A 25,484-nucleotide genomic window follows, 5' to 3' on the forward strand; every position below is an offset into this window, starting at 1 on the left:
CCGCTGCGCCCGCTCTCTTCAGGAAAGCTCCTCCTCCGTCGCATTTTTCTCTGCCGCATCGATCCGGTTGAACAACAGATTCAGCAACAGCGCCGCCAGACACGACGCGCTAATGCCAGAATGCAGCAAAGTGCGGACCCAATTCGGGAACTGATCGTAAAAAGTCGGCATCACAATCGGGATCATGCCGAAGGCAATCGCCGTCGCCACCACCACCAGATTCATGTTGTCCTTATACTCCACCTTCGCCAGAGTGCGAATGCCGCTGGCAGCCACCGAACCGAACAGCACCACGCCGGCACCGCCCAATACCGGCAGCGGAATGCAGGCCACCAGCCGCCCCAGAACCGGCAACACGCCCAGCAGCACCAGAATGGCGCCCCCGGCACTGACCACAAAACGGCTTTTCACGCCGGTGATCGCCACCAGGCCGATATTCTGGGCAAACGAGCTTTGCGGAAATGAGTTAAATACCGGCGACAGCGCGCTGGAGAGCATATCGGCGCGCAGCCCCTTGGCGATACGACGCGAATTGACCGGCGAACCCACAATTTCCCCCACCGCCATCAGCCCGGCGGTGGTTTCCGTCAACAGCACCAGCACGATCAACAGCATGGACAGGATCGCGCTCAGCTCGAAGGTTGGCCAACCGTAGGCGAAAGGTTCGGGGAAGGCCAGCCACGGCCCGTTGCCCACGGCGGCAAAGCTCACTTTCCCCGCCAGCGCCGCCGCTACGCAGCCCACGGCCATCGCCAGCAGTACCGACAACCGCTTCAACGTCGGGGAACCGATCTTATTGAGCAACAAAATGACCGCCAGTGTGAAAGCGGCCAGGCCAATATTCCCGGTCGCCCCCCAATCCGCCGCCTTGGCGTTGCCGCCCATCGCCCAGCGCACCGCCACCGGCATCAAAGACAGGCCGATCACCGTCACCACGGTGCCGGTCACCACCGGCGGGAAGAAGCGGATAATTTGCGAGAAAAACGGCGCGATCAACAGCCCCGCCAGCGAAGCGGCGATCACCGCACCGAATACCGCAGGCAGCCCGCCGTCCCCAGTGACGATAGTCACCATGGTCGCCACCCCGGCGAAGGAAACGCCCTGCACCAGCGGCAGGCGTGAACCCAGGCCGGGCAGGCCGAGGGTTTGCAGCAACGTCGCCAGCCCACTGACAAACAGCGCCGCCGTCACCAGCATGCCAATCTGCGGCGCGCCTAAACCCGCAGCCGAGCCGATGATCAAGGGTGGCGCGATAATTCCACCGTACATGGTTAAAATATGCTGCAGGCCGAAAGCAAAGGTTTTTCCCAGCGGCAGTTTTTCATCTTCCGGGCAGCACGAGGCCGCACCCTTATCCTGAGACAGAGCCATATTTCCCCCGTTGACTGGGTGATTGAATCCGGGAGCGCGGTACGCCGCGCCCGAGGGTACGTCAGTGGATCAGATCAACTGCCGCGGTAGGTCGAGTACGAATAGGGGCTGATTAACAGCGGTAAATGGTAATGCTGCGTCGCATCGCCGACGACAAAATCGATAATCGCCGTGGCGTACAGCGTATCGCGCCGGCCTGCGGCAAAATAACCGCCCAGATCGGCATACAGACGGTAATGTCCGGCGGTCAGGCCATCCGGCGTCAGGTAGCGCACGCGGCCGTCGGCATCGGTATGGCTTTCGGCCTGCATCCGCCACTGCCCGTCGTGCTCTCTCTCCAGCCACACCCGCACGTCTGCCGCAGGTTTACCGAGAGAAGTGTCCAGAATATGGGTGCTGATATTACTCATCGCTCAATAACTCCTTAAAACGCAGCATCACGATTTCGCGCAGCTGTTCGGCGATTTCCCGCTGCTCCTGCTCCGCATTGTTGTCCAACCGACGTTCCAGCTCACGCAATATAGTATGGCCATCACGGCCGGCGGCGCGGATCAGAAATACCTGACCAAATCGCGCTTCATAACGCCGATTGCCTGCCAGCAGCGCCTCGGTCAGTGCGGCGTCCTCCGTATTGACCGCCGCCTGCTCTCTCTGGGAAAACTGCGCCTCACGGCCTGCCCCGTTGGCGCGTTCACCAATGCGTGGATGCTGTGCCAACGCCCGATTGACGTCCTCCTCCTGCCAGCGCTGTGACGCCTGCCGGGCAAGCTCCAGTGCGGCATCAATGCCGGCGAAAGGCCGGGCGGCAATTACCGCACCGATCCAGGAAGGAATATCCACGCAGGGGCGCAGCAACCGCTCAGCTTCCAGCGGCGACAGCCGGTTAAACGCTTGCAAATCCATCAGGCTTCCTCCCAACTGCCAACCGTCTGGCAGTAGGCCTGAATCGCCAACGCCACATCGGCTTGAGTGACGGCCTCAGCCGGATGATGGCTGATACCGCGATCGCAGCGCACAAACAGCATACCCACCGGCCAGCAGGCCGCCACGGCTATCGCATCGTGCCCGGCGCCGCTCGGCAGCGCCATACTGCGGCCTTGTACCTGCATCACGCCGTCCTGCCAACGCCGTTGCAAATTTGCATCACAGGCTGTTGCATTTATGCGGTAAAACTCTTCGCTGGCAAAACTCAGCCCCCGACGCGCACAGATCGCCTCAGCCTGTGCCAGCAGTTGCACCAGCAACGCCGCCAACGGACCATCATCCGGGCCGCGCACGTCGAGAGACAGTTTTACCTCGCCGGGGATGACGTTGACCGCTCCCGGCAGGCTTTCGATTCTGCCGACGGTGGCCACCAGATGCGGATCGCAGGCCGTGGTGATCGTCTCGACGGCCACCATCCATTCTGCCGCCGCCGCCAGCGCGTCTTTGCGTTGCCCCATCGGCACGGTGCCCGCATGGCCCGCCTCGCCGGTAAAGGTGCAGTTGAGCCGGCGAGCGCCGTTGATTGCCGTCACCACCCCCAGCGCCAAATCGGCCGCCTCCAGGCATGGACCCTGCTCAATATGCAGCTCCAGATAACCGCAGATATCCCGTTGCGCACGCTTAGCCTCACCCACCGCAGCAGGATCCAACCCAAACTCGCGCAGCGCCTGCGCCATGCTGATCCCCTCGGCATCGGTCCGTTCCAGCCACTCGGCAGGCCACTGCCCGGTGATACCCCGACTGCCCAACAGGGCAACGCTAAAGCGGGTGCCTTCTTCATCGGCGAAGCCAATCACCTCCACCGCCACCGGCAAACGCCGCTGCTGCCGATGCAGATGCGCCACCACTTCCAGTGCGGTCAGTACGCCGAGCATGCCGTCATAGCGGCCGGCATTGCGCACCGTATCCAGATGCGAACCGAGCAGCAACGCCGGTGCGCCTGGCGTTTGGCCTTCGTAACGGCCGCAGATATTGCCGACGCTGTCCTGATGCACAGTCATGCCAAGGGTACGCATCCAGTCGCCCACCAACTGGTTGGCACGCCGATGTTCCGGCGACAGATAGACCCGCGTCAACTGGCCCGGCGTGGCGCTGATCGCCGCCAGCGCATCGCAGCGCGCCATGACGCGAGCCGCCGCCTGTTCCGCCTCCTGGGCGGTTAACAGCGCCGCCATCAGCGGATCCCGGCGTCGTAGGTATTCCAGGCCGCCTGCAAGGCTTCGCCCTGCGTGCTGGCGAAGCCCAGCCGGTTCAGCACCGCCTCCAGCGCGGTCAGGGTCTGCAACACGCAGTCTTTGCGTGCGTTGTAACCCATGGTGCCGATACGCCAGATCTTGCCCTGCAGCGGGCCGAACGAGGTGCCGATCTCGATGGCGAAATCATTCAGCATCATCTGACGCACCTGCTCGCCGTGAACCTGTTGCGGGATCACCACGCCCAGCACGTTGTTCATGCGGTTATCGAGATCGCCGAACACCTCCAGCCCCATGCCCTGAATGCCGGCCAGCATCGCCGCGCCGTTCAGTTTGTGGCGGGCGATGGTATTTTCCAGCCCTTCTTCCAGGATCACCCGGGCGCATTCGCGCGCGGCGAACAGCATGCTGGTAGCTTCGGTATGGTGGTTCAGCCGCTCCGGGCCCCAGTAGTCCATGATCATGCCGAGATCGAAATAGTTGGAGTAGATCATCTCGTCGTCGCCGTCGGCATGGTCAGCCGTGCGAATGCCCTGCTCCACGCATTTACGGCGGCGGACGATCTCTTCAAATTGCGGGCTGAGGGTGACGGGTGAACTGCCGGACGGGCCGCCCAGGCATTTCTGCAGGCCGGCGGATACCGCGTCCAGCCCCCAGGCGTCGGTTTCCAGCGGGTTGCCGGCGAAGGAGGCGGTGGCGTCGGTGTAGAACAGCACGCCGTGGCGGCGGCAGATGTCACCCAATTCTTCCAGCGGCTGCAACAGGGTGGTGGACGTATCGCCCTGCACCGTCAACAGCAAGCGCGGGCGCACCTTCTTGATCGCGTCTTCAATTTGATCGGCGCTGAACACTTCACCCCAGGGCACCTCGATGGTGTGCACCTCGGCACGGCAGCGGCGGGCAATTTCGCACAGCAGATGGCCGAAACGGCCAAACACCGGCACCAACACCTTGTCGCCGGGGCGAATCGAGGAGATCAGCATGGCCTCAATACCGGAACGCGAGGTGCCGTCCACCAACATGGTCCAGCGGTTTTCGGTACGGAACAGCGCGCGGTACAGCTCCATCACCTGATTCATGTAGCCGGTCATCGCCGGATCGTACTGGCCGATCAGCTGGCTCGACATGGCGCGCAACACGCGCGGATCGGCATTGATCGGCCCCGGCCCCATCAACAGGCGAGCCGGCGGGTTAATCTGATCGAACTGGGTGATATCTAGCATGTTCATTCCTTACCAACTTAATAAGTTATTATTCCACTCACCCCGGTCAGGCCTCTGTCAGCCCACGGACCGAAGCGATAAACTGTTTTAATTCCTGCGTTTGCGGATTAGCGAACAGCGTGCGGCTGTCGCCCTGCTCCCAAACCTTGCCCTGGTGCATAAACACCACCCGATCACCGACCTCGCGAGCAAAGTTCATTTCATGGGTCACCAGAATCAGCGTCATGCCCTCTTTGGCCAGTTGCTCCAGCACCTTCAGCACCTCGCCCACCAGCTCAGGATCCAGCGCCGAGGTAATTTCATCGCACAGCAGCACCTTAGGGTTCATCGCCAGCGCCCGGGCAATCGCCACGCGCTGCTGCTGCCCACCGGAAAGATTGGCCGGTGAATAGTGCATTCGCTCGCCCAGTCCGACCTTGTTCAACATCTCCTCCGCCAGTTCGCGGCATTCGGCGGGGCTTTTTTTCAGCACCCGGCGCGGCGCCAACATCACGTTCTCTAACGCAGTCATGTGCGGGAACAAATTAAAGTTCTGAAATACCATGCCGATGGAGCGGCTGATTTCACGCGCCTGCGAATCGCGGTCGGTAATGGTCATGCCGCCCAATTTGATGCTGCCTTCCTGATACCCTTCCAGCCCATTGATACAGCGCAACAGCGTGCTCTTGCCTGAACCGCTGCGGCCGATAATCGATATCACCTGGCCCATGTCGATATCCAGATCCACGCCCTTCAGCACATGGTTCTGGCCGTAATATTTCTGAACCTGATTAATTGTGATGAGCGGCATGGAATTTCTTCTCCAGATAATGGCTGTAACGCGACAGCGGGTAACACATCAGGAAATAGCCCAGCGCGACCAGGCCAAACACTTTAAACGGCTGATAAGTGACGTTGTTCAGCATGGTGCCGGCCTTGGTCAGCTCGATAAAACCGATGATCGAGGCCAACGCGGTGCCCTTGATCACCTGCACCGAAAACCCGACGGTGGGCGCGATGGCGATACGTACCGCCTGCGGCACAATCACTCGCCCCAGAGTCTGGCCAAAACTCAGCCCCAGGCAACGCGACGCTTCCCACTGCCCTTTCGGCAGGGCAGCGATGCTGCCGGACCAGATATCCACCAGAAAAGCGCTGGTGAACAGTGTCAGCGCCAGCGCGGCAGCAGCCCAGGGGCTGACGTCGATGCCGAACAGCGCCAGGCCGAAGAACGCCAGAAACAGCTGCATCAGCAGCGGCGTACCCTGAAACAGCTCGGAATAGAAGCGGACAAAACGCATCGCCCACTTGCGCTTGCTCAGGCGCAGCAATAACAGCGGCAGCGTCACCAAAGTACCGCCGAAGAACGCCGTCAGCGACAGCAGCAACGTCCAGCGCGCCGCCAGCAGCAGATTGCGCACAATGTCCCAGTCGGTAAAAGTCAGCATCAGCCCTGGCTCCCCAAAAAGCGCCGTCCGGCGGCCAGCAACAGCTGGCGCATCAATACCGATAACAGCAGATAAAACAGCGTCGTCACCAGATACACCTCAAAACTGAGGAAAGTGCGCGACTGGATCAGGTTGGCGGCGAAGGTCAATTCTTCGAACGACACCTGCGACACCACCGATGATCCCAGCATGACGATAATGCACTGGCTGACCAGCGCCGGATAAATTCGCTGCAACGACGGCGGCAGCACAATGCGCAGAAACGTCTGGCTGCGGCTGAACCCCAGCACTCGCCCGGCTTCCCACTGGCCTTTCGGCGTCACCTGAATGCCGGCGCGAATGATTTCGGTGCTGTAGGCGCCCAGGTTGATCACCATCGCCAACAGCGCCGCCTGCCCGGCGGTCAGTTTCCAGCCCAGGCTAGGCAGGCCGAACACGATGAAGAACAGCTGCACCACAAACGGCGTATTGCGCACTACCTCGACGTAAATGCCCCAAATATGGCTAAGCAGGTTAGCCTTGCCGCTGCGGATCGCCGCGCCGCAAATCCCCAGCGCGACGCCCATCAAAGTGGCCAACGCCGTCAGCTCGATGGTGGTCAGCAGACCGGCCAGCAGTTCGGGCATATAGGGCCACAGAGCGGGAAAATTCAGCTGATAGGTCATCAGGCGCTCCCGTTATGCACCAAGGTTGGCAGGCAGCGGCGCTTTCAGCCATTTTTCCGACAGGCCGTTCAGGGTGTTGTCCTTCAGTGCCTGTTCAATCAGCTCATCCACTTTCGCTTTCAACGCCGGTTCACCCAGGCGCAGGCCAACGAAGCACGGCGAGTCTTTCAGCATAAACTTGGCGACCGGCGCTTTGGTCGGGTTCTGCCGCGCGATGGCGCTCACCACCAGATTGCCGGTGGCGATGTACTGCACCTGGCCGGACAGGTAGGCCGACAGCGTGGTGTTGTTATCCTCATAGCGCTTGATCTGCGCGCCCTTCGGCGCGGTATCGCTCAGCACCATGTCTTCGACCGCGCCGCGCGTCACGCCGACGGTTTTGCCGTCCAGCTGTGCGGCATCGCCCAGTACCGCCTCTTTCGGCCCGAAGACCCCGAGGAAGAACGGCGCATAGGCGCGGCTAAACGCAATGGTCTTCTCGCGTTCCGGGTTTTTGCCCAGGCTGGAGATCACCAGATCGACCTTGTCGGTTTGCAGATAAGGTACCCGGTTGGCGCTGGTGACCGGCACCAACTGCAACTTAAGTTTCATCTTGTCGGCCAGATAATGCGCCATGTCGATGTCATAACCCTGCGGTTGCAGATCGGTGCCCACGGATCCAAACGGCGGGAAGTCCTGCGGCACAGCCACCCGCAGTACGCCGCGCTGCTGGATCTCCTGTAATTGATCCGCCATCGCAGAGGCGGCCTGCGCCATTAGCAAAACCGCACCCAATGTCGCTACCCCGATTTTCTTGAAGTTCATAGATTATCCCCGATGGTGAAGTGATGAAACAAAAGATTCTTTGATTATCACTTTGCAACTAATGTGCCAATCAGCCGCGCGGGGAACGTTCTGCTTTATTGCCCGTAAGTTAAGGCATCAGGAGGGGATTTCCCCTGCCGCTGCAGCGGCAGGGGAAAGGCATAAAGTGGGGAAAAAATCGCACCATCAAAGTGCAAAAGCACCAAAATAGCGCTGAGATCAGCGCTGTTCCAGCTCGTCCAAATCGTTATACAGGTCGGCGATCTGATGAATGCGCTGCCGCCCTTGCGCCAACGTCTCGTGCAGCAAAGCGTTGCTGAGCAGGTTAGCCAGGCTCATGGCGGCGGAGTAGCTGTCAAAGGCGGAAACGCTGTCAAGCGGCGCCGCCAGATGCCAGCTCGCCAGCGGGATCAGTGCCTGTGCCTGCGGTTCGCACACCAGCAGCGTCGGCACCTGCTGGACCTGCAATTGCGTTAGCAACGCCCGCAACTGGCGCGGTCGGCGGCGAAATGCCACCACCACCGCCACATCCTGCGTACTCAGATCGACCAATTCTTCGGCCAGCGTCTGCCCAGGCTGTGGCACCAGCAGCACATTTTCGCGCACCTGCATCAGTTGCTGGCGCAGGTGCATCGCCACCGGATAGCTGTTGCGAAACCCCATCAGCACCACCCGCCGCGCCTGGACCAGCGCGGCGATCACCGCGTTGAACTGGTTTGCATCAATATGGTTCACCCAGTGCGTGAGATTGGCCATTTCCTGCTTGTAGTGGCGCGCCAGCAGGGTGTTGCCCTGCACCGCATCGCGGTTATCGGTCAACGGCATGCCGCTCTGGCGCAAGGTGCGCAGTTCGTCGCGCATTTCGCGATAGCTTTGGTAACCCAGTCGCTTGAACAAACGGCTGACGGTAGCCTTGGAAACGCCGCTCAGGCGTGCCAGCTCGGCGCTGTTGTAGCTGATCAGGTCATCGAAGTGATCGAAGATAAAATCGGCCACCCGCTGTTCCTGCGGCGTCAACTGCGGGTATTCACTGCGCAGGCGTTCATCAATCTGCTTCATCGCCACTCCTGCTGTAACGTTCGTTTCAGCGGAACATAACACGGCCAATCCACCCGCTGGCAAGCAATTATTGTCCCCCGGAAAAATATGGAACGCCTCTTGCTTGTATTGAATCAGATGCTGACCTCAAAAAAGGGCCAAGAAATGATTAACAGCAACACCGCGCCATTGGGCATGGCGGTCACGCCGCATCACCTCGCCAGCGAAAGCGCGCTGGCGGTCCTGCGCGAAGGCGGCAACGCCATTGAGGCGATGGTCGCCGCGGCCGCCACTATCGCGGTGGTTTACCCGCACATGAACGGCCTGGGGGGCGACGGTTTCTGGCTGATTGTTCCGCCGCAGGGCGATCCGGTCGCGATTGACGCCAGCGGTGCCGCCGGTTCCCTGGCTACGCTGGATTTCTACGCCGGTGAAAGTCATATTCCGCACCGTGGGCCGAAGGCGGCGCTGACCGTGGCCGGCACCGTCGGCGGCTGGCAAGCCGCGCTGGATTACTCCGCCGAATTGGGCAATGAGCCGTTACCGCTGCCGCGCCTGTTGGCCGATGCCATTCGCTATGCTGCGGACGGCATTCCGGTCACCGCCTCGCAGGAAGCCGCCACCCGCAGCAAATATCATGAATTGGCGGAGCTGGAACATTTTGCCCGCACTTACCTGCCGCACGGGGAAATCCCCCACGCCGGCCAACGTTTCTGCCAACCGCAACTGGCAGATACCCTGATCGCGCTGACCGAAGACGGGTTGGACAGCTTCTATCGCGGCCCACTGGCGCACAGCATGGCAGAGGATATGGCCCTGCTGGGCATGCCGCTCACCGCGCAGGATCTGGCGGATTACCGACCGCGCCGCCGCACGCCGCTGCGGCTGGAGCATCAGAAAGGCGAAGTTTTCAATCTGACGCCGCCCACTCAGGGCCTGGTGTCGCTGGCTATCCTCGGGCTGACCGATCGGCTGCCGCTCGCCGGCCAAAGCGAAGGCGCCGTGGTGCACGGCATTGTGGAGGCTACCAAATTGGCTTTCGGCCTGCGCGATCAATTCATCACCGATCCTCGTCATATGACGCAGGATCCGCAGGCGCTGCTGGAAGCCGAGCATTTGGATGCGTTGGCCAAACGCATCGATCCCCACCAGGCCGCCGCTTGGGGGAAAGGCAAAGGCCCGGGCGACACCGTTTGGATGGGGGTGATGGACAGCAGCGGTCTGGCGGTGTCCTTTATTCAGAGCATTTATCACGAATTCGGCAGCGGCGTCGTTCTGCCGCACAGCGGCGTGCTGTGGCAAAACCGCGGCGCGTCATTCAGCCTGGATGCCGCCCACCTGCTGGCGCTGGCACCAGGCAAACAGCCGTTCCACACCCTTAACCCGGCCGCCGCACGCCTGTATGACGGGCGTACCCTGGTCTATGGATCCATGGGCGGTGACGGCCAGCCGCAAACCCAGGCAGCGGTATTTGTCCGCCACGTGGTGCAAGGGTTGCCGCTGCAACAGGCCATCAGCGCACCGCGCTGGCTGCTCGGCCGCACCTGGGGCGAAAGCTCGGACTCCCTGAAGCTGGAGGGCCGTTTCAGCGCAGAAACCGTGGAGTATCTGCGCCGGCGCGGCCATGAGGTGGAGTTGCTGCCCGATTTCAGCGAAGCGGTCGGCCATGCCGGCGCCATCGTTCGTCATACCAACGGCATGCTGGAAGGCGCTTTTGACCCGCGCAGCAACGGCAGCGCCGCCGGCTTTTAGACACCATGTTAAAGGGGAATATCTATGAACAACCTGCCTGCCACCGACTGGGCGGCCTATATCAGCCAGATGGAGGCGATATTGGCTCTGGAAATGGATGACGCGCGCCGCCAGGAGCTGCTGACACAGTTCAACCGCATCGCCGCGATGGCGGAACCGCTGATGGCCTTCCCGCTCGATCAGCGCCTGGAGATTGCCGGGGTGTATCGCGCATGAATCCGTTAAGCGCACTATCGATCGCCGAGATCCGCGCCGCCCTTAAACAGGGGGCGATTTCCGCGCGCGAAATCGCTCAGCAAACGCTGGAGAATATCGACACGTTCAACCCTTCACTGAACGCCTATACCCACATCACCCGCGAGCGGATGCTGAGTGAAGCCGATCACCTCGATCGCCTCCGCACCAAGGGGCAAACGTTGCCGAGCCTGGCTGCCATCCCCTACGCGGTGAAAAACCTGTTCGACGTCACCGGCGAAACCACTCTGGCCGGTGCCAGCCTGTTCAGCGACCGTGCGCCCGCCAAACAAGACGCCTGGGCAGTGGGCAAACTGGCGGCCCAAGGCGCGCTGCTCTCCGGCATGCTGAACATGGATGCCTACGCCTACGGCTTTACCACCGAAAATAGCCACTACGGCGCAACCCGCAACCCGCACGACACCACGCGCATTGCCGGCGGATCTTCCGGCGGCTCGGCGGCCGCGGTCGCCGCCGGGCTGGTGACCTTCTCGCTCGGCAGCGACACCAACGGCTCGATCCGCGTGCCCTCGTCGCTGTGCGGCATTTACGGGCTGAAACCGACCTTCGGCCGCCTGTCGCGCAGCGGCAGCCAACCCTTTGTCGCCAGCCTGGATCATGTGGGGCCTTTCGCCCGCCGGGTACGGGATCTGGCGGCGGTGTACGACGTGATGCAGGGCACCGATATCGAAGACCGCTTTCAGGCGGAAAAACCGATCACCCAAACCGAATCGCTGCTGCCACGCGGCCAGCAGGGGCTACGTTGTGCGGTGCTCGCAGGCTATTTCCAGCAGTGGTGCAATGACGACGCCAAAGCCGCCGTGCAACAGGTCGCGATGGCGCTGGAGGCCTGTGCCGAGGTTGAGTTGCCGCAGGCTGAACTGGCGCGTTCGGCGGCGTTTATTATCAGTGCCGCCGAGGGGGGCAATCACTATCTGCCGCAGTTGCGCAGCCAGCCGGAACGCTTTGAGCCGCTGTCGCGTGAGCGACTGTTGGCAGGCGCCATGCTGCCCGCAGCCTGGTATGTGCAGGCGCAACGCTTCCGCGCCCATTTCCAACAGCAAGTGCTGCCGCTGTTTGAACACTGGGATATTCTCATCGCCCCGGCAACGCCGTGCAGCGCTACCCGCCTTGGTCAGGAAACGATGCGCATCAATGGCGCCGATCTGCCGATCCGCGCCAGCATGGGCATGTTGACGCAGCCGATTTCGTTCCTTGGCCTGCCGGTGGTGACGGTGCCGCTGAAAACCGCCTCGGGGTTGCCCATCGGCCTGCAACTTATCGCCCCGCCATGGCGTGAAGATTTGGCGCTGCGCGCCGCCTATGCGCTAGAGCAACGCGGCGTGGCAAACTGTTCCTTACCGGCAAAACAGGGTTAATGGATGAAAAGTGAATATATCGACCGGCCGGCGGTGCTGGCTGAAGTGAACGCCGCGTTTTATCGCTATGAACAGGCGCTGATCGGCAATGACATTGACGTATTGGATGAGCTGTTCTGGCACGATGGGCGTACCGTTCGCTACGGCGCGACGGAAAACCTGTACGGCATCGATCAGATCCGCGATTTCCGGCGGCAACGGCCGTCGCAAGGGTTGGATCGCCTCCTGGAGAACACCGTCATTACCACCTATGGCGATGATATGGCGGTTGCCAGCACTGAGTTTCGCCGCCCGGGCAGCGAACGCGTCGGCCGCCAGATGCAAACCTGGGTCAAGCTGGCCTGCGGCTGGCGCATCGTGGCCGCGCATGTGAGTGTGATGGCAGAATAAGTCACCGTGCGCAAAAATTGGACAGCCTGACGCCATGAGCCGCTAAAGATATGGCACCTGAATTCAGGGCATGGCCTATCGATTTCGGCAATAGCGGTTATCTTGTTCTGTATCGGTTTAACGGCGTAACCGCCGTTATTTTGGCTATTCGCCACCAAAGCGAAACCGGATATTGATGCCGCGACTCAACACCAATAAGCCATAAAGTTAACGGTAGAGCGGTCCAGATCGCGCTCGCCGATCAGGTAACGACGCAGCGCCTTCACCGCAGAAGACTCCGCCGCTACCCAGGCATAGAAACCCTTCGCGCCCTCTGCGCGCTCCCAAAGCAGTTCGCCGCCCAGGCTGTTTTCCGCCAACGACTGCGCTTGCGCGCGCGCCGATTCAGGAATGGTCACCCGCTGGCGCACCGATTCCACCAGCAGCGTGCCGTGCATCTGCTGATGCCCGACGTCACGCGGCAACCAATACACCTCGGCGAACGGGAAGCGGTCCATATTCAGGCAATCGCTCGCCAGCGGCACCTCAAAGAACGCCTGCACCTGCGGTGGGTTGGCCTGCTGCGCGAGTTGTTCCAGAATGCCCATCGCCGCCGGCACCGCCGTTTCATCGGCAATCAACAACGCCTGCCGCAGATGCGCCGGCGGCGCCCATTCGTAGCCGCCGCTGTCGCCGTCGAAATCCGCATTGGGGGCCACCGCCTGAAGGGTATCCCCCGGCTTGGCATGGGTCGCCCAGGCGGAGGCCGGGCCGTTCACGCCATGCAGCACAAACTCGACGTCCATCTGATTGTGTTCAGTGCGCAGCGCTCGCAGCGTGTAGGTACGCATAATCGGGCGCTGCTCTTTCGGGATCGCCATATAATGGCGATACCAGTCATCGCTGTTTTCCAGCCGTGGGATCTGGCCATCGTCGGCCGGGAACAGCAGTTTGATGCGCTGATCCGGCGCCTCCAGCTTCATGCGGTGGACATCCGGGCCTTCGAAAACGCAGCGCAGCAAGGAAGGCGATACGTTTTCTTTTACTTTCAGTGTGATATCAAAAATTCGGTAACTCGATGCGCCGGACATATCTGTTACTCTCCCGCAGAATGTAGCTGAATACGCTGCCGGCACCATAGCCAGCCGCTGATACCGCCCAGCAGGACGGCCATCATCAGAGCCGCTGCAATCAGCTGTGACTCGCCATAAAATCTTGCCACCACCGGCACCATCAACGCGCTCAGACCGTAGCCCAGCGTATGGCTGGTAGCGATAGCCCCGGCGCCTTTGCCGGTGGATAATTTATCGTTCAGCATCAACTGATAGCCTGGCGTCGCCATCGCCGCACCGAAGGAAGCCAGCGCGCAACCGAGATAGAACAGCGCCAGCGGTTGGGCGCACATCAACCCTAATCCCGCCACCATCAATACCGCCGCAATCAACAGCAATTGCGGCGCGCTAAAGCGCTGCGGACGCACCACCAGGAACTGCGCCAGCAGCGTACAGGCCGCCGCTACGCTGAGCAACACGGCAACATGGTGGCTGACGGTCGTGGCAGAATGGTTGAACAAACGGGTCAGATGCGGCGCCAGGCCGAGCTGCATCAGGCTGACCGATGCCGCCAGCAACAGCGCGCAAAGCAGATAAGGCGCCATGGTGAGACGCAGGCGATTTTGCTGCTGCGCCACCGGCGGCAAGGGCGGATCGTTATGCTGGCGGCACACCACCAGCAAGGCGATTAATGGTGCAATGGCCATCAGCCACAGCGGTGCCATCGGATGAAGGGACAACGCCAACGCGGCGCACAGCGGACCCAGCAACCGCCCGCAGCTTAGCCCGGAGCTGATGGTCGCCAGCGCCGACATGCGCTGTTCGTAGCCGGCACGCTGCAATGCCCAGGTTTGGCTGGCGGGCACCATGCCGGACACCGTCAGCCCATAGATAACGCGCGCCACGATCAGGCCGCCCAACCCTGCCATCGGTGAAAGCCAGCCGGCCGCCAGCCCCCAAACGGCCAATGCCAGTAAAGCAAAACTGAACAAATAACCGGCAAGCGCCATCGTCACGACAAACTTGCAGCCGCGAATTTCAGACTGTCGCCCCCACCAGGGGGAACCGGCCAGAAACAGCATAGAGCCGAGCGTCAATAATCCAGCCCAGACGGAAAGTGACAAGTGGGTCATACTGACCAACACCGGTAACGCCACCAACAGGCCGTTTTGCCCGATGCCCAACAGACCGGCGCACAGCGCCAACGGCCAGTTTGAAGGAGACGTATTCCCAGGTGCGAGAGATTTAGCGGAAGGTGAAATACTCATCAAAAGTAAGGTTACCGTTAATGAAATTATATGGTTATGAAAAAATCATTGAAAAATTGTATCATAGGACGATTGATAACAATAAATATTATTGATATAAGAATCATTCTCAATTGATTCTCAGCGAAAATCGGATCATGACTCTCCAGTTTGAAACCGCGGCGACCGACGTGGCTGCCCAATGTTTTCTCAACGCACTGATGCGTGAAACCCAGGACTGGCAAATCGTTCCAGCCGCCAGCCACCAACAGTATCCGCAGCTCAACATTCCGCTTTCATCTACCCAAGCTATTCGCATTGCCTTACGCCATACCTCGCCCACACAACATCATCAGTATCTTTTCCCTGCCCATCTGCATCAGCAGGACGATGGTGCTGGCGTGGCGCTGAGCATGGAGCAACTGGTCACCCTGCTGCTGGAGAAACCGGCGATAAAAGGTGAGCTGCCCGATGAAGCGGTGGCGCGTTTCCGCCAGCGAGTGCTGGAAAGTCATGATAATACCCGCCAGGCCATTGATGTCCGGCTGGACTGGCCTTCACTGCGCGACAAGCCGCTGAACTTTGCCCAGGCGGAGCAGGGTCTGCTGGTCGGCCACGCCTTCCACCCGGCGCCGAAATCCCATGAACCCTTCGATGAGCAGCAGGCGCGCCGCTACCTGCCGGACTTTGCCGCCAGCTTCCCGCTGCGCTGGTTTGCCGTCGATAAGCGCCACCTGTGCGGGGACAGCCTGAACCTGACGCTGCAACAACGCCTGCAACGTTTTGCCGCCGAAAGCGCGCCGCAGCTGTTGGCGCACTTTACCGATGACGTGTGGCTGCTGCCGATGCATCCGTGGCAGGCCGACCATCTGCTGACGCAGACATGGTGCCAGGATCTCGCCGCGCAGGGATTGCTGAGCGATCTGGGCGAAGCCGGCGAGCGCTGGCTGCCAACCAGCTCCTCACGCTCGCTGTACAGCGCGGGCAACCGCGACATGATCAAATTCTCCCTCAGCGTGCGCCTGACCAACTCGGTGCGCACCCTGTCGGTTAAAGAAGTAAAACGCGGTATCCGCCTGGCCCGGCTGGCGCAAACGCCGCGCTGGCAAGAGCTGCAAGCGCGCTATCCGACCTTCCGCGTGATGCAGGAAGACGGCTGGGCCGGCCTGCGCTCGGCGGACGGTACCGTCCAGGAAGAAAGCCTGATGGCGCTGCGCGATAACCTGCTGTTCGACCAGCCGCATAGCCAAACCAACGTGCTGGTAACGCTGACGCAGGCGGCGCCGGATGGCGGTGACAGCCTGCTGGCCGCCGCAGTGCGCCGTCTGGCCGCCCGACTGAATCTGCCGCTGCAACAAGCCGCCCATGCCTGGCTGGACGCCTACTGCCAACAGGTGTTGTTGCCGCTGTTCAGCACGGAAGCCGATTACGGGCTGGTGCTGCTGGCCCACCAGCAAAACATTCTGGTGGAGATGCAGCAGGATCTGCCGATCGGCATGCTGTACCGCGACTGCCAGGGCAGCGGCTTTACCCGCGATGCCGCGCCGTGGCTGGAAGAGATTGGCGAAGCCGATGCGGAAAACCGCTTCAGCGAACAGCAATTGCTGCGCTACTTCCCTTACTACCTGCTGGTGAACTCCAGCCTGGCGGTGACCGCCGCGCTGGCTGCCGCCGGTTTCGACACGGAAGAAAGCCTGATGGCTCGGGTGCGCGACGCGCTGAGCGGCCTGCGCGCCACGGCCAAAAACACACTGTGCCTGGACTACGTGCTCGACAGCAGCCACTGGAACTGCAAAGGCAACTTCTTCTGTTACCTGCACGACCACAACGAAAATACCATCGTCGATCCGGCGGTGATCTACTTTGATTTCGTCAATCCGCTGCGCCAGGGAGCCGCCCAATGATGCCGCAAGCCAAACTGATGCATGCCGGCAGCGGCTTTCGCTGTGAACGGCTGGAAAAGGAGCTGCAACTCGGGCTGGGCCTGGACGGCAGCGCGGTGCTGCACTATCCCGGTTCCCTGCCGCAAGGCTGGCTGGTGCAGGCGCTGGACCAGTTGCTGATAGCCGCACCGCAGTTGAGCGGCATCACGCTGCCCTATGCGCAATGGCGCGAAGAGCCGCAGGCGCAGGCGCTGTTCGCGCTCGCAAGCGGCGACTATCTGGCACGCGAGACGTTTTATCAGTTGCCGCTGTGGCTGGGCGCGGACCGCAACCCTGCCTCCGCTCAGATGATGTATGACGCCGAACGCAGCCTGTGGTACCCGCAACGCCCGATGCGGCCCAATGGCGAGGTCTATCGCCGTTACGATCCGCAGCTTAAACAGACCCTGAGTTTCCGGCTGCCGGAAGTAGAACGCGATGCAGGGCAATTCACTCGTTGGATGAATTCGCCGCGCGTCGATGCATTCTGGGAAATGAGCGGCCCGCTCGAGACACAGGCCGCCTACCTGCAACGCCAGCTGGATTCCAGCTACTGCTATCCGTTGCTGGGGTGTTTCGACGATCGCCCGTTCGGTTATTTCGAAGTCTATTGGGCGCCTGAAGACCGCATTGGCCGCCACTACCGCTGGCAACCGTTCGACCGCGGGCTGCACATGCTGGTCGGCGAGGAAGATCGCCGTGGCGCGCACTATATCCGCAGTTGGTTGCGCGGCCTGACCCATTACCTGTATCTGGATGAACCGCGCACTACGCGGGTGGTCGCCGAGCCGCGCGCCGACAACCAGCGCCTGTTCCGCCACCTGCCGACCGCCGGTTACCACACCGTAAAAGAGTTCGATTTCCCGCACAAGCGTTCGCGTCTGATCATGAATCAGCGCGATGAATTCTTCCGGGGGATCGGCTTATGACCACCGCAGATTACGCCAACTGGCAACGGGTCAACCGACAGATGATCGCCAAGATCCTGGCCGAGTTGGAATACGAACGCACGCTATGCGCCGAACAGCATGACGGCCAATGGCGCATCGCACTGGGCGACGCCAGTTATACCTTCAGCGCCAAACGCGGCATCTGGGGCTGGTTGCACATCGACGCCGCCAGCCTGGCCTGCGATCGCCAGCCGTTGGCGGCCGACCAAACGCTGCGCCAGCTGGCGCAGGTGCTGAAAATGGACGATGCGCAGATCGCCGAACATCTGGAAGATCTGTACGCCACGCTGCGCGGTGATATGCAATTGCTGTCCGCCCGCCACGGCATGAGCGCGCAGGATCTGATTGCGCTCGACGCCGACGCGCTGCAATGCCTGCTGGCCGGCCACCCCAAGTTTATCTTCAACAAAGGCCGTCGCGGCTGGGGTCTGACCGCGTTGCAGCAGTATGCGCCCGAATATCAGGGCCAGTTCCGGCTGCACTGGGTCGCGGCCAAACGGGGCAGCTTTGTCTGGTGTGCCGACGATAACTACCCGCTGGAAAACCTGCTCGGCAGCGCCATGACAGGCGATGAACGCCAGCGCTTTGACCGCCGCTGGCGTGAGCTGGAGCTGAACGATGACTGGATCCCGTTGCCGTTACACCCATGGCAGTGGCAGCAAAAGATCGCGTTGCACTTCCTGCCGCAGCTAGCCGAAGGGGAACTGGTCGAGCTGGGCGAGTTTGGCGACAGCTATCTGGCGCAGCAATCATTGCGCACCCTGACCAATGTCAGCCGCCGTTCTGCGTTCGACATCAAGCTGCCGCTGACCATTTACAACACCTCGTGTTACCGCGGCATTCCGGGCAAGTACATCAGCGCCGGGCCGGCCGCCTCCCGCTGGCTGCAGCAGGTGTTTGCCGAAGACAGTACGCTGCGCGCCAGCGGTGCCGAGATCCTCGGCGAGCCGGCCGCAGGCTATATGACGCACCAAACCTACGCGGCTCTGGCCAAGGCGCCCTATCGCTATCAGGAAATGCTGGGAGTGATTTGGCGCGAGAACCCTTCGTGCTATCTGCGAGACGGCGAGCAGGCCATTCTGATGGCGACGCTGATGGAAACCGATAACCACGGCCAGCCGCTGATCGGTGCCTACATCGCCCGGTCCGGCTTGAGCGCCGAGGCCTGGCTGCAACAGATGTTCAGTGTGGTGGTGCTGCCGATGTACCACCTGATGTGCCGTTACGGCGTAGCCCTGATCGCCCACGGCCAAAACATCACGCTGGTGATGAAGGACCATGTGCCGCAACGGGTGCTGCTGAAAGACTTCCAGGGCGATATGCGCCTGGTGGATCAGGACTTCCCGGAAGCGGCCTCGCTGCCGAAGGTGGTGAAGGACGTTACCGTGCGCCTGTCCGCCGACTATCTGATCCATGATTTGCAAACCGGGCATTTCGTCACCGTGCTGCGTTTTATCTCGCCGTTGATGCAGGCCTGCGGGGTCAGTGAATCCCGTTTCTATCAACTGCTGGCGCAGGTGCTGGAGCGCTACATGGCGCAGCACCCGGACATGGCAGAACGCTTCGCCCTCTTTGATTTATTCAAACCACAAATTATTCGCGTGGTGCTCAACCCGGTGAAACTCACCTATTCGGAGCAGGATGGCGGCAGCCGCATGTTGCCAAACTATCTGCAAGATCTGGATAACCCTCTTTATTTGGTCACCAAGGAGTTTGCCCAATGAATCAGCCTCTGGATTTCATCGGCATCGGCATCGGCCCCTTCAACCTCAGCATCGCCGCACTCGGCAGTGAAGTCGCCGGCTTTAACGGCAAATTCCTGGAGCGCAAACCGCACTTTTCCTGGCACCCCGGCATGATGGTACCGGACTGCCATATGCAGACCAGCTTCCTGAAAGATTTGGTCAGCGCGGTGTCGCCCACCAATCCGTACAGCTTTCTTAACTACTTGGTGAAAAGGAAGAAATTCTACCGTTTCCTGACCACCGAGCTGCGTACGGTGTCGCGCGAAGAGTTCGCCGATTATCTCGACTGGGCCGCCAACGGGCTGAGTTCGCTCGAGTTTAGTCAGGATATTCAGAGCGTGGATTTTGACGATCGGCAACGCCAGTTTGTCGTCACCACCCAGCGCGCTACCTACCGGGCGCGCCATGTCTGCCTGGGCATCGGCAAGCGCATCAAGCTGCCGGACTGCGTTACCGAGCAAAACGACCGCTGCTTCCACGCCAGCGAGATGACCTTGCGCAACCCGGATCTGACCGGTAAACGCGTCACCATCGTCGGCGGCGGCCAGAGCGGCGCCGATCTGTTCCTGAACATTTTCCGCGCCGAGTGGGGCCAACCGGCGCAACTGAACTGGATCTCGCGCCGCAATAACTACAATGCGCTGGATGAAGCGGCGTTCGCCAACGAGTACTTCACGCCGGACTACGTCGACAGCTTTTATGGCCTGAACGACAGCGCCAAGCAACGCATGCTGACCGAGCAGAAAATGACCTCCGACGGCATCACCAGCGATTCGCTGCTGGCCATCTACCGCGCGATGTATCACCAGTTTGAAGTACTGCGTGAAAAACCTTGGGCACGCCTGTTGCCAAGCCGTTCGCTGGCGGCGATCCACGCTCAGGGTAACGGCTATCAGTTGGTGACCCATCACCACCTCGATCAGGGCAAAGAAACTTTCGATACCGATGTGGTGATCTTCGCCACCGGTTATCAGCAGGATCGTCCGGCGTTCCTCGCCCCGCTGGCGGAGCGTCTGCTGACCACGGCCGATGACCAATACCGCGTTGCGCCCGACTTCACCCTCGAGTGGCAGGGCCCGCAGGAAAACTGCCTGTTTGCCGTCAACGCCGGCATGCACAGCCACGGTATCGCCGAACCCCAGCTCAGCCTGATGGCCTGGCGGTCGGCACGTATTCTCAACCGGGCTTTAGGACGCGACCAGTTCGATTTAACGTCCACCCCGGCTGTGATCCAATGGCGCAGTCAGCAACCGGCCACCCCGGCACGCGCTGAACACGTCATGCTCAATTACACCGAGTTTTAATGACACACCAACATGGGAACACTGGAAAAATAACGATGAAACGCAAACACCTTTGGGTATTGAACCCATGCCTGCTGGCAATGCTTGCGCCGACGGCCTGGGCAGAAGAACAAAAAAGCGAAGATCAAATGGTGGTATCCGCCAGCCGCTCGCACCGTAGCGTGGCAGAGATGGCGCAAACCACCTGGGTGATTGAAAGCCAGGAAATTGAGCAGCAGGTCCAGGGCGGCAAGGAGATCAAAGATATCCTGGCGCAACTGATCCCGGGCATGGATGTCAGCAGCCAGGGCCGTACCAACTACGGCATGAACATGCGTGGCCGTTCGATGATGGTGATGATCGACGGTGTGCGTTTGAACTCTTCGCGCAGCGACAGCCGCCAGTTGGATTCCATCGATCCGTTCAACATCGAGCACATTGAGGTGATTTCCGGCGCCACCTCGCTGTATGGCGGCGGCAGCACCGGCGGCCTGATCAACATCATCACCAAGAAAGGGCAAAAAGAGAAACAGGTTGAGCTGCAGGTAGGCGGAAAAACCGGTTTCGGCGGCCATAACGATCACGACGAGAATGTGTCGGCGGCAGTCAGCGGCGGCAACGATAACGCTTCGGGCCGCCTGTCGGTCTCCTATCAGCGTTACGGCGGTTGGTACGACGGCAAAGGCAATGAGGTGTTGATTGATAACACCCAAACCGGGCTGCAATATTCCGATCGTATCGACGTGATGGGCACCGGCACCATTAACATTGACGATCACCAGCAGTTGCAGGTGACGACGCAGTATTTCAACAGCGAGTCGGACGGCAAGCACGGCCTGTATCTGGGGCAAAATTTCTCGGCCGTGACTGGTGCGGGCCAGGCCTCCAACGGCAGCAACCTGAATTCGGACCGTATACCGGGCACCGAACGCCATCTGATTAACCTGCAATATTCCAACACCGATTTCTGGGGCCAGGATCTGGTGGCGCAGGTCTATTATCGCGACGAATCGTTGACCTTCTACCCGTTCCCGACGCTGACCAGCGGCAAAGTCACCAGCATCGGTGCCTCACAGCAGAAAACCGATTTTTACGGCGGCAAACTGACGCTGAACAGCAAGCCGATTGACGCCCTGACGCTGACTTACGGCGTCGACGCCGAACATGAAAGCTTCAACGCCAACCAGCAATTCTTCAATCTGGCCAAGGCGCAGCAATCCGGCGGTATGACGCTGGAAAATGCCTATAACGTCGGCCGCTATCCTGGTTATACCACCACCAACCTGGCGCCGTTCCTGCAGGCCAGCTACGACATCGATCCGATGTTCACCCTCAGCGGCGGCGTACGTTATCAGTACACCGAGAACAAGGTGGACGACTTTGTCGGCTATGCGCAGCAACAAGGGATCGCCAACGGTCTGGCGAACTCCGCCGATGCGGTGCCGGGCGGCAAAACCGACTACAACAACGCCTTGTTCAACGCCGGTTTACTGGCGCACCTGACCGAACGTCAGCAAGCATGGATCAACTTCTCGCAAGGCTTTGAGATCCCGGATCTGGCGAAGTACTACGGTTCGGGCACTTATAAGCTGGTCAACGGGCACTATCAGTTGCAGAAAAGCGTCAACGTTAACGACTCCAAGCTGGAAGGCATCAAGGTCAACGCCTACGAGTTGGGCTGGCGCTACACCGGCGACAACTTGCGTACCCAGGTCGCTGCCTATTACTCGCTGTCGGATAAAACCATCTCGATCAACAGAACCGACATGACCATTAACCTGGATTCGGATAAACGCCGGATTTACGGGGTGGAAGGTGCGGTGGATTACTTCTTCGATAACAGCGAATGGAGCACCGGCACCACCTTTAACCTGATCAAATCGGAAACCAAAACCGACGGCAAGTGGGAGAAACTGACCGTCGACACCGCCAGCCCGTCGAAAGCCACCGCCTACGTCAATTGGGCTCCGGGCGACTGGAATCTTCGCATGCAGTCGCAGCAGACGTTCGACGTTTCGGATGCCGACGGGAATAAAATCAACGGTTACAACACCCTCGATTTCCTCGGCAGCTACGCGTTGCCGGTGGGGAAAGTCAGCTTCAGCGTGGAAAACCTGCTGGACAAGAATTACACCACCGTCTGGGGCCAGCGTGCGCCGATCCTTTACAGCCCAACCTACGGCTCGCCAGAGCTGTACAGCTATAAAGGCCGTGGCCGCACCTTTGGTCTGAACTACTCAGTGCTGTTCTGATCCTGCTCAGGGCGCCTCTACGGCGCCCACATCAATCGACCCGTGCCGGCACGGGTTATTTTTTGAAAGGGTGCTGCGCCACCCAATGTTCGGCGATATCCTGCCGCCGGCATACCCAGACCCGATCGTGCTGCTCGACATAATCCAGGAACCGCTGCAACGCGCGGAACTTGCCCGGACGCCCCAGTAAGCGGCAGTGCATGCCGATCGACAGCATCTTCGGCGACGCTTCCCCTTCGGCATACAACACGTCAAAGCTGTCTTTCAGGTAGGTATAGAACTGCTCGCCGGTATTAAAACCCTGCGGCGAAGCAAAACGCATGTCGTTGGCCTCAAGCGTGTAAGGCACGATCAGATGCGGTTTTTTCTCGCCATTGGCGCACTGCACTTCGGTCCAGAACGGCAAATCGTCACCATAATAGTCGCTGTCGTACAGCAAACCGCCCTGTTCCACCACCAGCCTGCGGGTATTCGGGCTGTCGCGGCCGGTATACCAGCCGAGCGGCGCCTTGCCGAACAGATCGCTCAGTACCGAGATCGCCCGCTGCATATGCTGCCGTTCGGTCGCTTCGTCCATATTCTGATAGTGGATCCAGCGCCAGCCGTGGCTGACCACATCATAATTGGCGTTTTTTATCGCCTCGACCACCAGCGGATTGCGCGCCAGCGCCATCGCCACGCCAAACACCGTCAACGGCAGACCGCGGCGTTGGAATTCATTATGGATACGCCAGAACCCGGCGCGCGACCCGTACTCGTACAGCGACTCCATCGACATATGCCGTTCGGGGTAGCTGGCCGCGCCAATGATATCGGACAGGAACTGTTCGGACCCGGCATCGCCATGCAATACGTTGTTTTCCGCGCCCTCTTCGTAGTTGAGTACAAACTGGACTGCGATACGCGCCTGCCCTGGCCAGCGAGCATGCGGCGGCCGGCCGCCATAGCCCATCAAATCACGGGGATACTCTTTATTGAAGTCATACTCTTTCATCGCTGCTTCTCTCTGTCGATTACCCGTTAAAACTGCCAAACATGCCGGACAAGGGTTTGACCAGCGGGAAATCCAGATCGCCGTGCTTGCTGGTGCTCAGGCCCAGCGCATGCAGCGACTCGATCATTTTCACCGCAGCGCTGACGCCGTCGATCACCGGGATCCCCAGCTCCTGCGTCAGTTCACGAGCCAAATCGGCCATGCCGCCACAGCCGAGCACTATCGCCCCGCTGCCGTCGTGTTGCTTTGCTTTAATGCACTGTTCGCGTACTTTCTGCTGAGCCAGACCGCTGCCATCTTCCAGCGTCAACACCGGCAGATCGATAGCATGCAGCGCGGCGCAATGGCGCTCAAACCCATATTGATGCAGTAAGTGGCGTGCAATGATCAGCGTGCGCGGCAGCGTGGTGACGATAGAAAAACGCGTCGCCACCAGCGTCGCCATATGCATGGCCGCTTCGGCGATGCCAACCACCGGCCGGCTTGCCAACTCACGCGCCGCCAACAGGCCCGGATCGCCAAAACAGGCGATGATATGGCCACTGACGCCGGCTTCGCGGCCGAGTTTGACCTGCTGCAAAACACCGATCGCGGCAATCGCTTCGTCGAAATGCCCCTCTATCGACGGCGCTCCCTCTTGCGGACAAACCGCCAGGATCTTGGTACCCGGCGCAGCCACCGCGCGGGCGGCACCGGCAATGGTCGCCGTCATGGCCCGGCTGGTGTTCGGGTTGATAACCTGGATTACGCAATCGGCGGTCATAAAGGCTCCTGCAAACCGGTTTTGGCAAAAATACGGGCAAAATCAGGGGTTTCATCTCCCCCCTGACTAAACCTCAGGTTCGCCACAATATCGTCAAAATGGCGGGCCATGTGATCCACCAGCGCCGTGCAGTCCTTGCGGCGCAGCAGCGCCAGCAGATCGCTATGATCGTGACAGCGGCAACCCTGCTGCCAGGGTGCACCGTAAACGGCAATCACCAGTGATGAGCGCAACGTGAGCTGCGAGACCATTTCTGTCAGTACGTTATTGCCGGAGATCGCCTGTAATTGAACGTGAAAGGCGGCAGACAGACGAATGGCCGCCGCGCCGTCCTGATCGCGGTGCGCCTGCTGTTCCTGCGCCACGATGCCTTCCATCGCCAGCAGATGTTCTTCGCGACAGGCGGCAACCACCGGCGGCAAATTGGCGCACTCCAGCATTTTGCGCGTCTGGAAAACGTTCGCCGCCTCATCCTGCCCGGGCGTTGTCACCTGTGCACCACGCTTGGGCAGGTGGGTAACCAACTGCACTGCGGCAAGGCGCTGCAGCACCCGCCGGATCCCGGTGCGGCTGACGCCAAAGGTCTCCGCCAACGCTTCTTCCGGCAATTTGCTGCCGGGCAGCAGCCGGTGTTCGACAATCGCCTTCACCAGCTCGTTGTAAATATGATCGTCTTTATCTTCAGTGAAATAAGTGGCTTGTTGCCCGAGCCACGCGGCGTTGCCGCCGATCGTCGTGCCGATCATTTTGCTGCTCCCTGTACCGTTAGAGAATCAAATCGTATACAAGATCAAGATATTTTGTATACAAAAAAGAGCAATCTGGCCTGAATCCTGC

24 protein-coding genes are annotated in these 25,484 nt (G+C 60.4%); 9 read left to right on the forward strand and 15 right to left on the reverse strand.

What is annotated here, in order from left to right; translation table 11 throughout:
- Positions 1–18: 18 nt before the first annotated feature.
- From ACUTQW_RS19045 to ACUTQW_RS19090, 10 genes are all read right to left on the reverse strand, one after another.
- Complete coding sequence (locus ACUTQW_RS19045; RefSeq protein WP_004949032.1) at positions 19–1,371, reverse strand: nucleobase:cation symporter-2 family protein; 1,353 nt, start codon at positions 1,369–1,371, stop codon at positions 19–21.
- Between the two features lie 74 nt (positions 1,372–1,445).
- Positions 1,446–1,781, reverse strand: coding sequence for a hydroxyisourate hydrolase (uraH, locus tag ACUTQW_RS19050; RefSeq protein WP_006323787.1), 336 nt, complete (start codon positions 1,779–1,781; stop codon positions 1,446–1,448).
- A complete protein-coding gene (gene uraD, locus ACUTQW_RS19055) occupies positions 1,774–2,274 on the reverse strand; it encodes a 2-oxo-4-hydroxy-4-carboxy-5-ureidoimidazoline decarboxylase (RefSeq protein ID WP_020438507.1) in 501 nt (166 codons plus the stop codon). Before uraD ends, uraH begins: the two co-directional genes overlap by 8 nt.
- Positions 2,274–3,530: an allantoate amidohydrolase gene (hpxK, locus tag ACUTQW_RS19060; protein ID WP_006323785.1), complete on the reverse strand. Its 1,257-nt coding sequence runs from the start codon at positions 3,528–3,530 to the stop codon at positions 2,274–2,276. The genes uraD and hpxK overlap by 1 nt, the downstream gene beginning before the upstream one ends.
- The gene (locus ACUTQW_RS19065; protein ID WP_006323784.1) at positions 3,530–4,771 is read right to left on the reverse strand and encodes a pyridoxal-phosphate-dependent aminotransferase family protein; all 1,242 of its coding nucleotides are present in this window, start codon (positions 4,769–4,771) and stop codon (positions 3,530–3,532) included. The genes hpxK and ACUTQW_RS19065 overlap by 1 nt, the downstream gene beginning before the upstream one ends.
- A gap of 46 nt (positions 4,772–4,817) precedes the next feature.
- Positions 4,818–5,561 carry an amino acid ABC transporter ATP-binding protein gene (locus ACUTQW_RS19070; RefSeq protein WP_004949026.1) on the reverse strand — a complete coding sequence of 248 codons (744 nt, stop codon included), beginning with the start codon at positions 5,559–5,561 and terminating at the stop codon, positions 4,818–4,820.
- Complete coding sequence (locus ACUTQW_RS19075; RefSeq protein WP_004949024.1) at positions 5,542–6,198, reverse strand: amino acid ABC transporter permease; 657 nt, start codon at positions 6,196–6,198, stop codon at positions 5,542–5,544. The genes ACUTQW_RS19070 and ACUTQW_RS19075 overlap by 20 nt, the downstream gene beginning before the upstream one ends.
- Positions 6,198–6,863, reverse strand: coding sequence for an amino acid ABC transporter permease (locus ACUTQW_RS19080; RefSeq protein ID WP_004949021.1), 666 nt, complete (start codon positions 6,861–6,863; stop codon positions 6,198–6,200). The genes ACUTQW_RS19075 and ACUTQW_RS19080 overlap by 1 nt, the downstream gene beginning before the upstream one ends.
- A 12-nt stretch (positions 6,864–6,875) precedes the next feature.
- Positions 6,876–7,667: a transporter substrate-binding domain-containing protein gene (locus ACUTQW_RS19085; RefSeq protein WP_004949020.1), complete on the reverse strand. Its 792-nt coding sequence runs from the start codon at positions 7,665–7,667 to the stop codon at positions 6,876–6,878.
- A gap of 219 nt (positions 7,668–7,886) precedes the next feature.
- Entirely contained in the window at positions 7,887–8,726 is an 840-nt protein-coding gene (locus ACUTQW_RS19090) for a MurR/RpiR family transcriptional regulator (RefSeq protein ID WP_006323781.1), read from the reverse strand.
- A gap of 144 nt (positions 8,727–8,870) precedes the next feature.
- Between ACUTQW_RS19090 and ACUTQW_RS19095 the strand changes: the two genes are divergently transcribed.
- The 4 genes from ACUTQW_RS19095 to hpxZ are packed head-to-tail and all read left to right on the forward strand — an operon-like array spanning position 8,871 to position 12,460.
- Positions 8,871–10,457 carry a gamma-glutamyltransferase family protein gene (locus ACUTQW_RS19095; protein ID WP_064799253.1) on the forward strand — a complete coding sequence of 529 codons (1,587 nt, stop codon included), beginning with the start codon at positions 8,871–8,873 and terminating at the stop codon, positions 10,455–10,457.
- 24 nt (positions 10,458–10,481) lie between these two features.
- Positions 10,482–10,673, forward strand: coding sequence for an oxalurate catabolism protein HpxX (gene hpxX, locus ACUTQW_RS19100; RefSeq protein ID WP_006322394.1), 192 nt, complete (start codon positions 10,482–10,484; stop codon positions 10,671–10,673).
- On the forward strand, positions 10,670–12,070 hold the full coding sequence (locus ACUTQW_RS19105; RefSeq protein WP_020438505.1) for an AtzE family amidohydrolase: 1,401 nt from the start codon (positions 10,670–10,672) through the stop codon (positions 12,068–12,070). The genes hpxX and ACUTQW_RS19105 overlap by 4 nt, the downstream gene beginning before the upstream one ends.
- A 3-nt stretch (positions 12,071–12,073) precedes the next feature.
- Positions 12,074–12,460, forward strand: coding sequence for an oxalurate catabolism protein HpxZ (hpxZ, locus tag ACUTQW_RS19110; protein ID WP_004949013.1), 387 nt, complete (start codon positions 12,074–12,076; stop codon positions 12,458–12,460).
- A 185-nt stretch (positions 12,461–12,645) separates the two neighbouring features.
- On the opposite strand, the gene ACUTQW_RS19115 is transcribed toward hpxZ, so the two are convergent.
- Together ACUTQW_RS19115 and ACUTQW_RS19120 are read right to left on the reverse strand one after the other, a co-directional pair.
- Positions 12,646–13,530 carry a siderophore-interacting protein gene (locus tag ACUTQW_RS19115; RefSeq protein ID WP_004949011.1) on the reverse strand — a complete coding sequence of 295 codons (885 nt, stop codon included), beginning with the start codon at positions 13,528–13,530 and terminating at the stop codon, positions 12,646–12,648.
- 5 nt (positions 13,531–13,535) lie between these two features.
- Positions 13,536–14,759, reverse strand: coding sequence for an MFS transporter (locus ACUTQW_RS19120; RefSeq protein ID WP_020438504.1), 1,224 nt, complete (start codon positions 14,757–14,759; stop codon positions 13,536–13,538).
- 137 nt (positions 14,760–14,896) lie between these two features.
- On the opposite strand from ACUTQW_RS19120, the gene ACUTQW_RS19125 reads away from it, so the two are divergent.
- From ACUTQW_RS19125 to ACUTQW_RS19145, 5 genes are read left to right on the forward strand one after another with little or no spacing between them, the layout of a single operon-like run.
- Positions 14,897–16,642, forward strand: coding sequence for an IucA/IucC family protein (locus ACUTQW_RS19125; RefSeq protein WP_006323773.1), 1,746 nt, complete (start codon positions 14,897–14,899; stop codon positions 16,640–16,642).
- A complete protein-coding gene (locus ACUTQW_RS19130; protein ID WP_020438502.1) occupies positions 16,639–17,589 on the forward strand; it encodes a GNAT family N-acetyltransferase in 951 nt (316 codons plus the stop codon). Before ACUTQW_RS19125 ends, ACUTQW_RS19130 begins: the two co-directional genes overlap by 4 nt.
- Complete coding sequence (iucC, locus tag ACUTQW_RS19135) at positions 17,586–19,334, forward strand: IucA/IucC family protein (protein WP_006323771.1); 1,749 nt, start codon at positions 17,586–17,588, stop codon at positions 19,332–19,334. Before ACUTQW_RS19130 ends, iucC begins: the two co-directional genes overlap by 4 nt.
- Positions 19,331–20,659 carry a lysine N(6)-hydroxylase/L-ornithine N(5)-oxygenase family protein gene (locus ACUTQW_RS19140; RefSeq protein ID WP_004948999.1) on the forward strand — a complete coding sequence of 443 codons (1,329 nt, stop codon included), beginning with the start codon at positions 19,331–19,333 and terminating at the stop codon, positions 20,657–20,659. Before iucC ends, ACUTQW_RS19140 begins: the two co-directional genes overlap by 4 nt.
- A gap of 35 nt (positions 20,660–20,694) precedes the next feature.
- A complete protein-coding gene (locus tag ACUTQW_RS19145) occupies positions 20,695–22,890 on the forward strand; it encodes a TonB-dependent siderophore receptor (protein WP_006323770.1) in 2,196 nt (731 codons plus the stop codon).
- Between the two features lie 55 nt (positions 22,891–22,945).
- On the opposite strand, the gene puuE is transcribed toward ACUTQW_RS19145, so the two are convergent.
- From puuE to ACUTQW_RS19160, 3 genes are read right to left on the reverse strand one after another with little or no spacing between them, the layout of a single operon-like run.
- The gene (gene puuE, locus ACUTQW_RS19150) at positions 22,946–23,884 is read right to left on the reverse strand and encodes an allantoinase PuuE (RefSeq protein ID WP_006323769.1); all 939 of its coding nucleotides are present in this window, start codon (positions 23,882–23,884) and stop codon (positions 22,946–22,948) included.
- Between the two features lie 19 nt (positions 23,885–23,903).
- Positions 23,904–24,647 (reverse strand): allantoin racemase, encoded by a 744-nt coding sequence (hpxA, locus tag ACUTQW_RS19155; protein WP_006323768.1) that lies wholly within the window; start codon positions 24,645–24,647, stop codon positions 23,904–23,906.
- A complete protein-coding gene (locus tag ACUTQW_RS19160; RefSeq protein WP_020438500.1) occupies positions 24,644–25,393 on the reverse strand; it encodes a GntR family transcriptional regulator in 750 nt (249 codons plus the stop codon). Before ACUTQW_RS19160 ends, hpxA begins: the two co-directional genes overlap by 4 nt.
- Positions 25,394–25,484: the final 91 nt, after the last annotated feature.

Source organism: Serratia sp. TSA_7 (assembly GCF_052692135.1).

What these genes read in the sequence shown, in the direction of transcription:
- ACUTQW_RS19075 (WP_004949024.1), bottom strand. Translation starts at nt 6,198, where the DNA reads ATGCTGACTTTTACCGACTGGGACATTGTGCGCAATCTGCTGCTGGCG.
- ACUTQW_RS19115 (WP_004949011.1), bottom strand. Translation starts at nt 13,530, where the DNA reads ATGTCCGGCGCATCGAGTTACCGAATTTTTGATATCACACTGAAAGTA.
- ACUTQW_RS19095 (WP_064799253.1), top strand. Translation starts at nt 8,871, where the DNA reads ATGATTAACAGCAACACCGCGCCATTGGGCATGGCGGTCACGCCGCAT.
- ACUTQW_RS19140 (WP_004948999.1), top strand. Translation starts at nt 19,331, where the DNA reads ATGAATCAGCCTCTGGATTTCATCGGCATCGGCATCGGCCCCTTCAAC.
- uraH (WP_006323787.1), bottom strand. Translation starts at nt 1,781, where the DNA reads ATGAGTAATATCAGCACCCATATTCTGGACACTTCTCTCGGTAAACCT.
- ACUTQW_RS19120 (WP_020438504.1), bottom strand. Translation starts at nt 14,759, where the DNA reads ATGAGTATTTCACCTTCCGCTAAATCTCTCGCACCTGGGAATACGTCT.
- ACUTQW_RS19105 (WP_020438505.1), top strand. Translation starts at nt 10,670, where the DNA reads ATGAATCCGTTAAGCGCACTATCGATCGCCGAGATCCGCGCCGCCCTT.
- puuE (WP_006323769.1), bottom strand. Translation starts at nt 23,884, where the DNA reads ATGAAAGAGTATGACTTCAATAAAGAGTATCCCCGTGATTTGATGGGC.
- ACUTQW_RS19090 (WP_006323781.1), bottom strand. Translation starts at nt 8,726, where the DNA reads ATGAAGCAGATTGATGAACGCCTGCGCAGTGAATACCCGCAGTTGACG.
- ACUTQW_RS19080 (WP_004949021.1), bottom strand. Translation starts at nt 6,863, where the DNA reads ATGACCTATCAGCTGAATTTTCCCGCTCTGTGGCCCTATATGCCCGAA.
- iucC (WP_006323771.1), top strand. Translation starts at nt 17,586, where the DNA reads ATGACCACCGCAGATTACGCCAACTGGCAACGGGTCAACCGACAGATG.
- ACUTQW_RS19085 (WP_004949020.1), bottom strand. Translation starts at nt 7,667, where the DNA reads ATGAACTTCAAGAAAATCGGGGTAGCGACATTGGGTGCGGTTTTGCTA.
- ACUTQW_RS19145 (WP_006323770.1), top strand. Translation starts at nt 20,695, where the DNA reads ATGAAACGCAAACACCTTTGGGTATTGAACCCATGCCTGCTGGCAATG.
- ACUTQW_RS19065 (WP_006323784.1), bottom strand. Translation starts at nt 4,771, where the DNA reads ATGCTAGATATCACCCAGTTCGATCAGATTAACCCGCCGGCTCGCCTG.
- ACUTQW_RS19070 (WP_004949026.1), bottom strand. Translation starts at nt 5,561, where the DNA reads ATGCCGCTCATCACAATTAATCAGGTTCAGAAATATTACGGCCAGAAC.
- uraD (WP_020438507.1), bottom strand. Translation starts at nt 2,274, where the DNA reads ATGGATTTGCAAGCGTTTAACCGGCTGTCGCCGCTGGAAGCTGAGCGG.
- ACUTQW_RS19160 (WP_020438500.1), bottom strand. Translation starts at nt 25,393, where the DNA reads ATGATCGGCACGACGATCGGCGGCAACGCCGCGTGGCTCGGGCAACAA.
- hpxA (WP_006323768.1), bottom strand. Translation starts at nt 24,647, where the DNA reads ATGACCGCCGATTGCGTAATCCAGGTTATCAACCCGAACACCAGCCGG.
- hpxK (WP_006323785.1), bottom strand. Translation starts at nt 3,530, where the DNA reads ATGGCGGCGCTGTTAACCGCCCAGGAGGCGGAACAGGCGGCGGCTCGC.
- hpxZ (WP_004949013.1), top strand. Translation starts at nt 12,074, where the DNA reads ATGAAAAGTGAATATATCGACCGGCCGGCGGTGCTGGCTGAAGTGAAC.
- ACUTQW_RS19045 (WP_004949032.1), bottom strand. Translation starts at nt 1,371, where the DNA reads ATGGCTCTGTCTCAGGATAAGGGTGCGGCCTCGTGCTGCCCGGAAGAT.
- hpxX (WP_006322394.1), top strand. Translation starts at nt 10,482, where the DNA reads ATGAACAACCTGCCTGCCACCGACTGGGCGGCCTATATCAGCCAGATG.
- ACUTQW_RS19130 (WP_020438502.1), top strand. Translation starts at nt 16,639, where the DNA reads ATGATGCCGCAAGCCAAACTGATGCATGCCGGCAGCGGCTTTCGCTGT.
- ACUTQW_RS19125 (WP_006323773.1), top strand. Translation starts at nt 14,897, where the DNA reads ATGACTCTCCAGTTTGAAACCGCGGCGACCGACGTGGCTGCCCAATGT.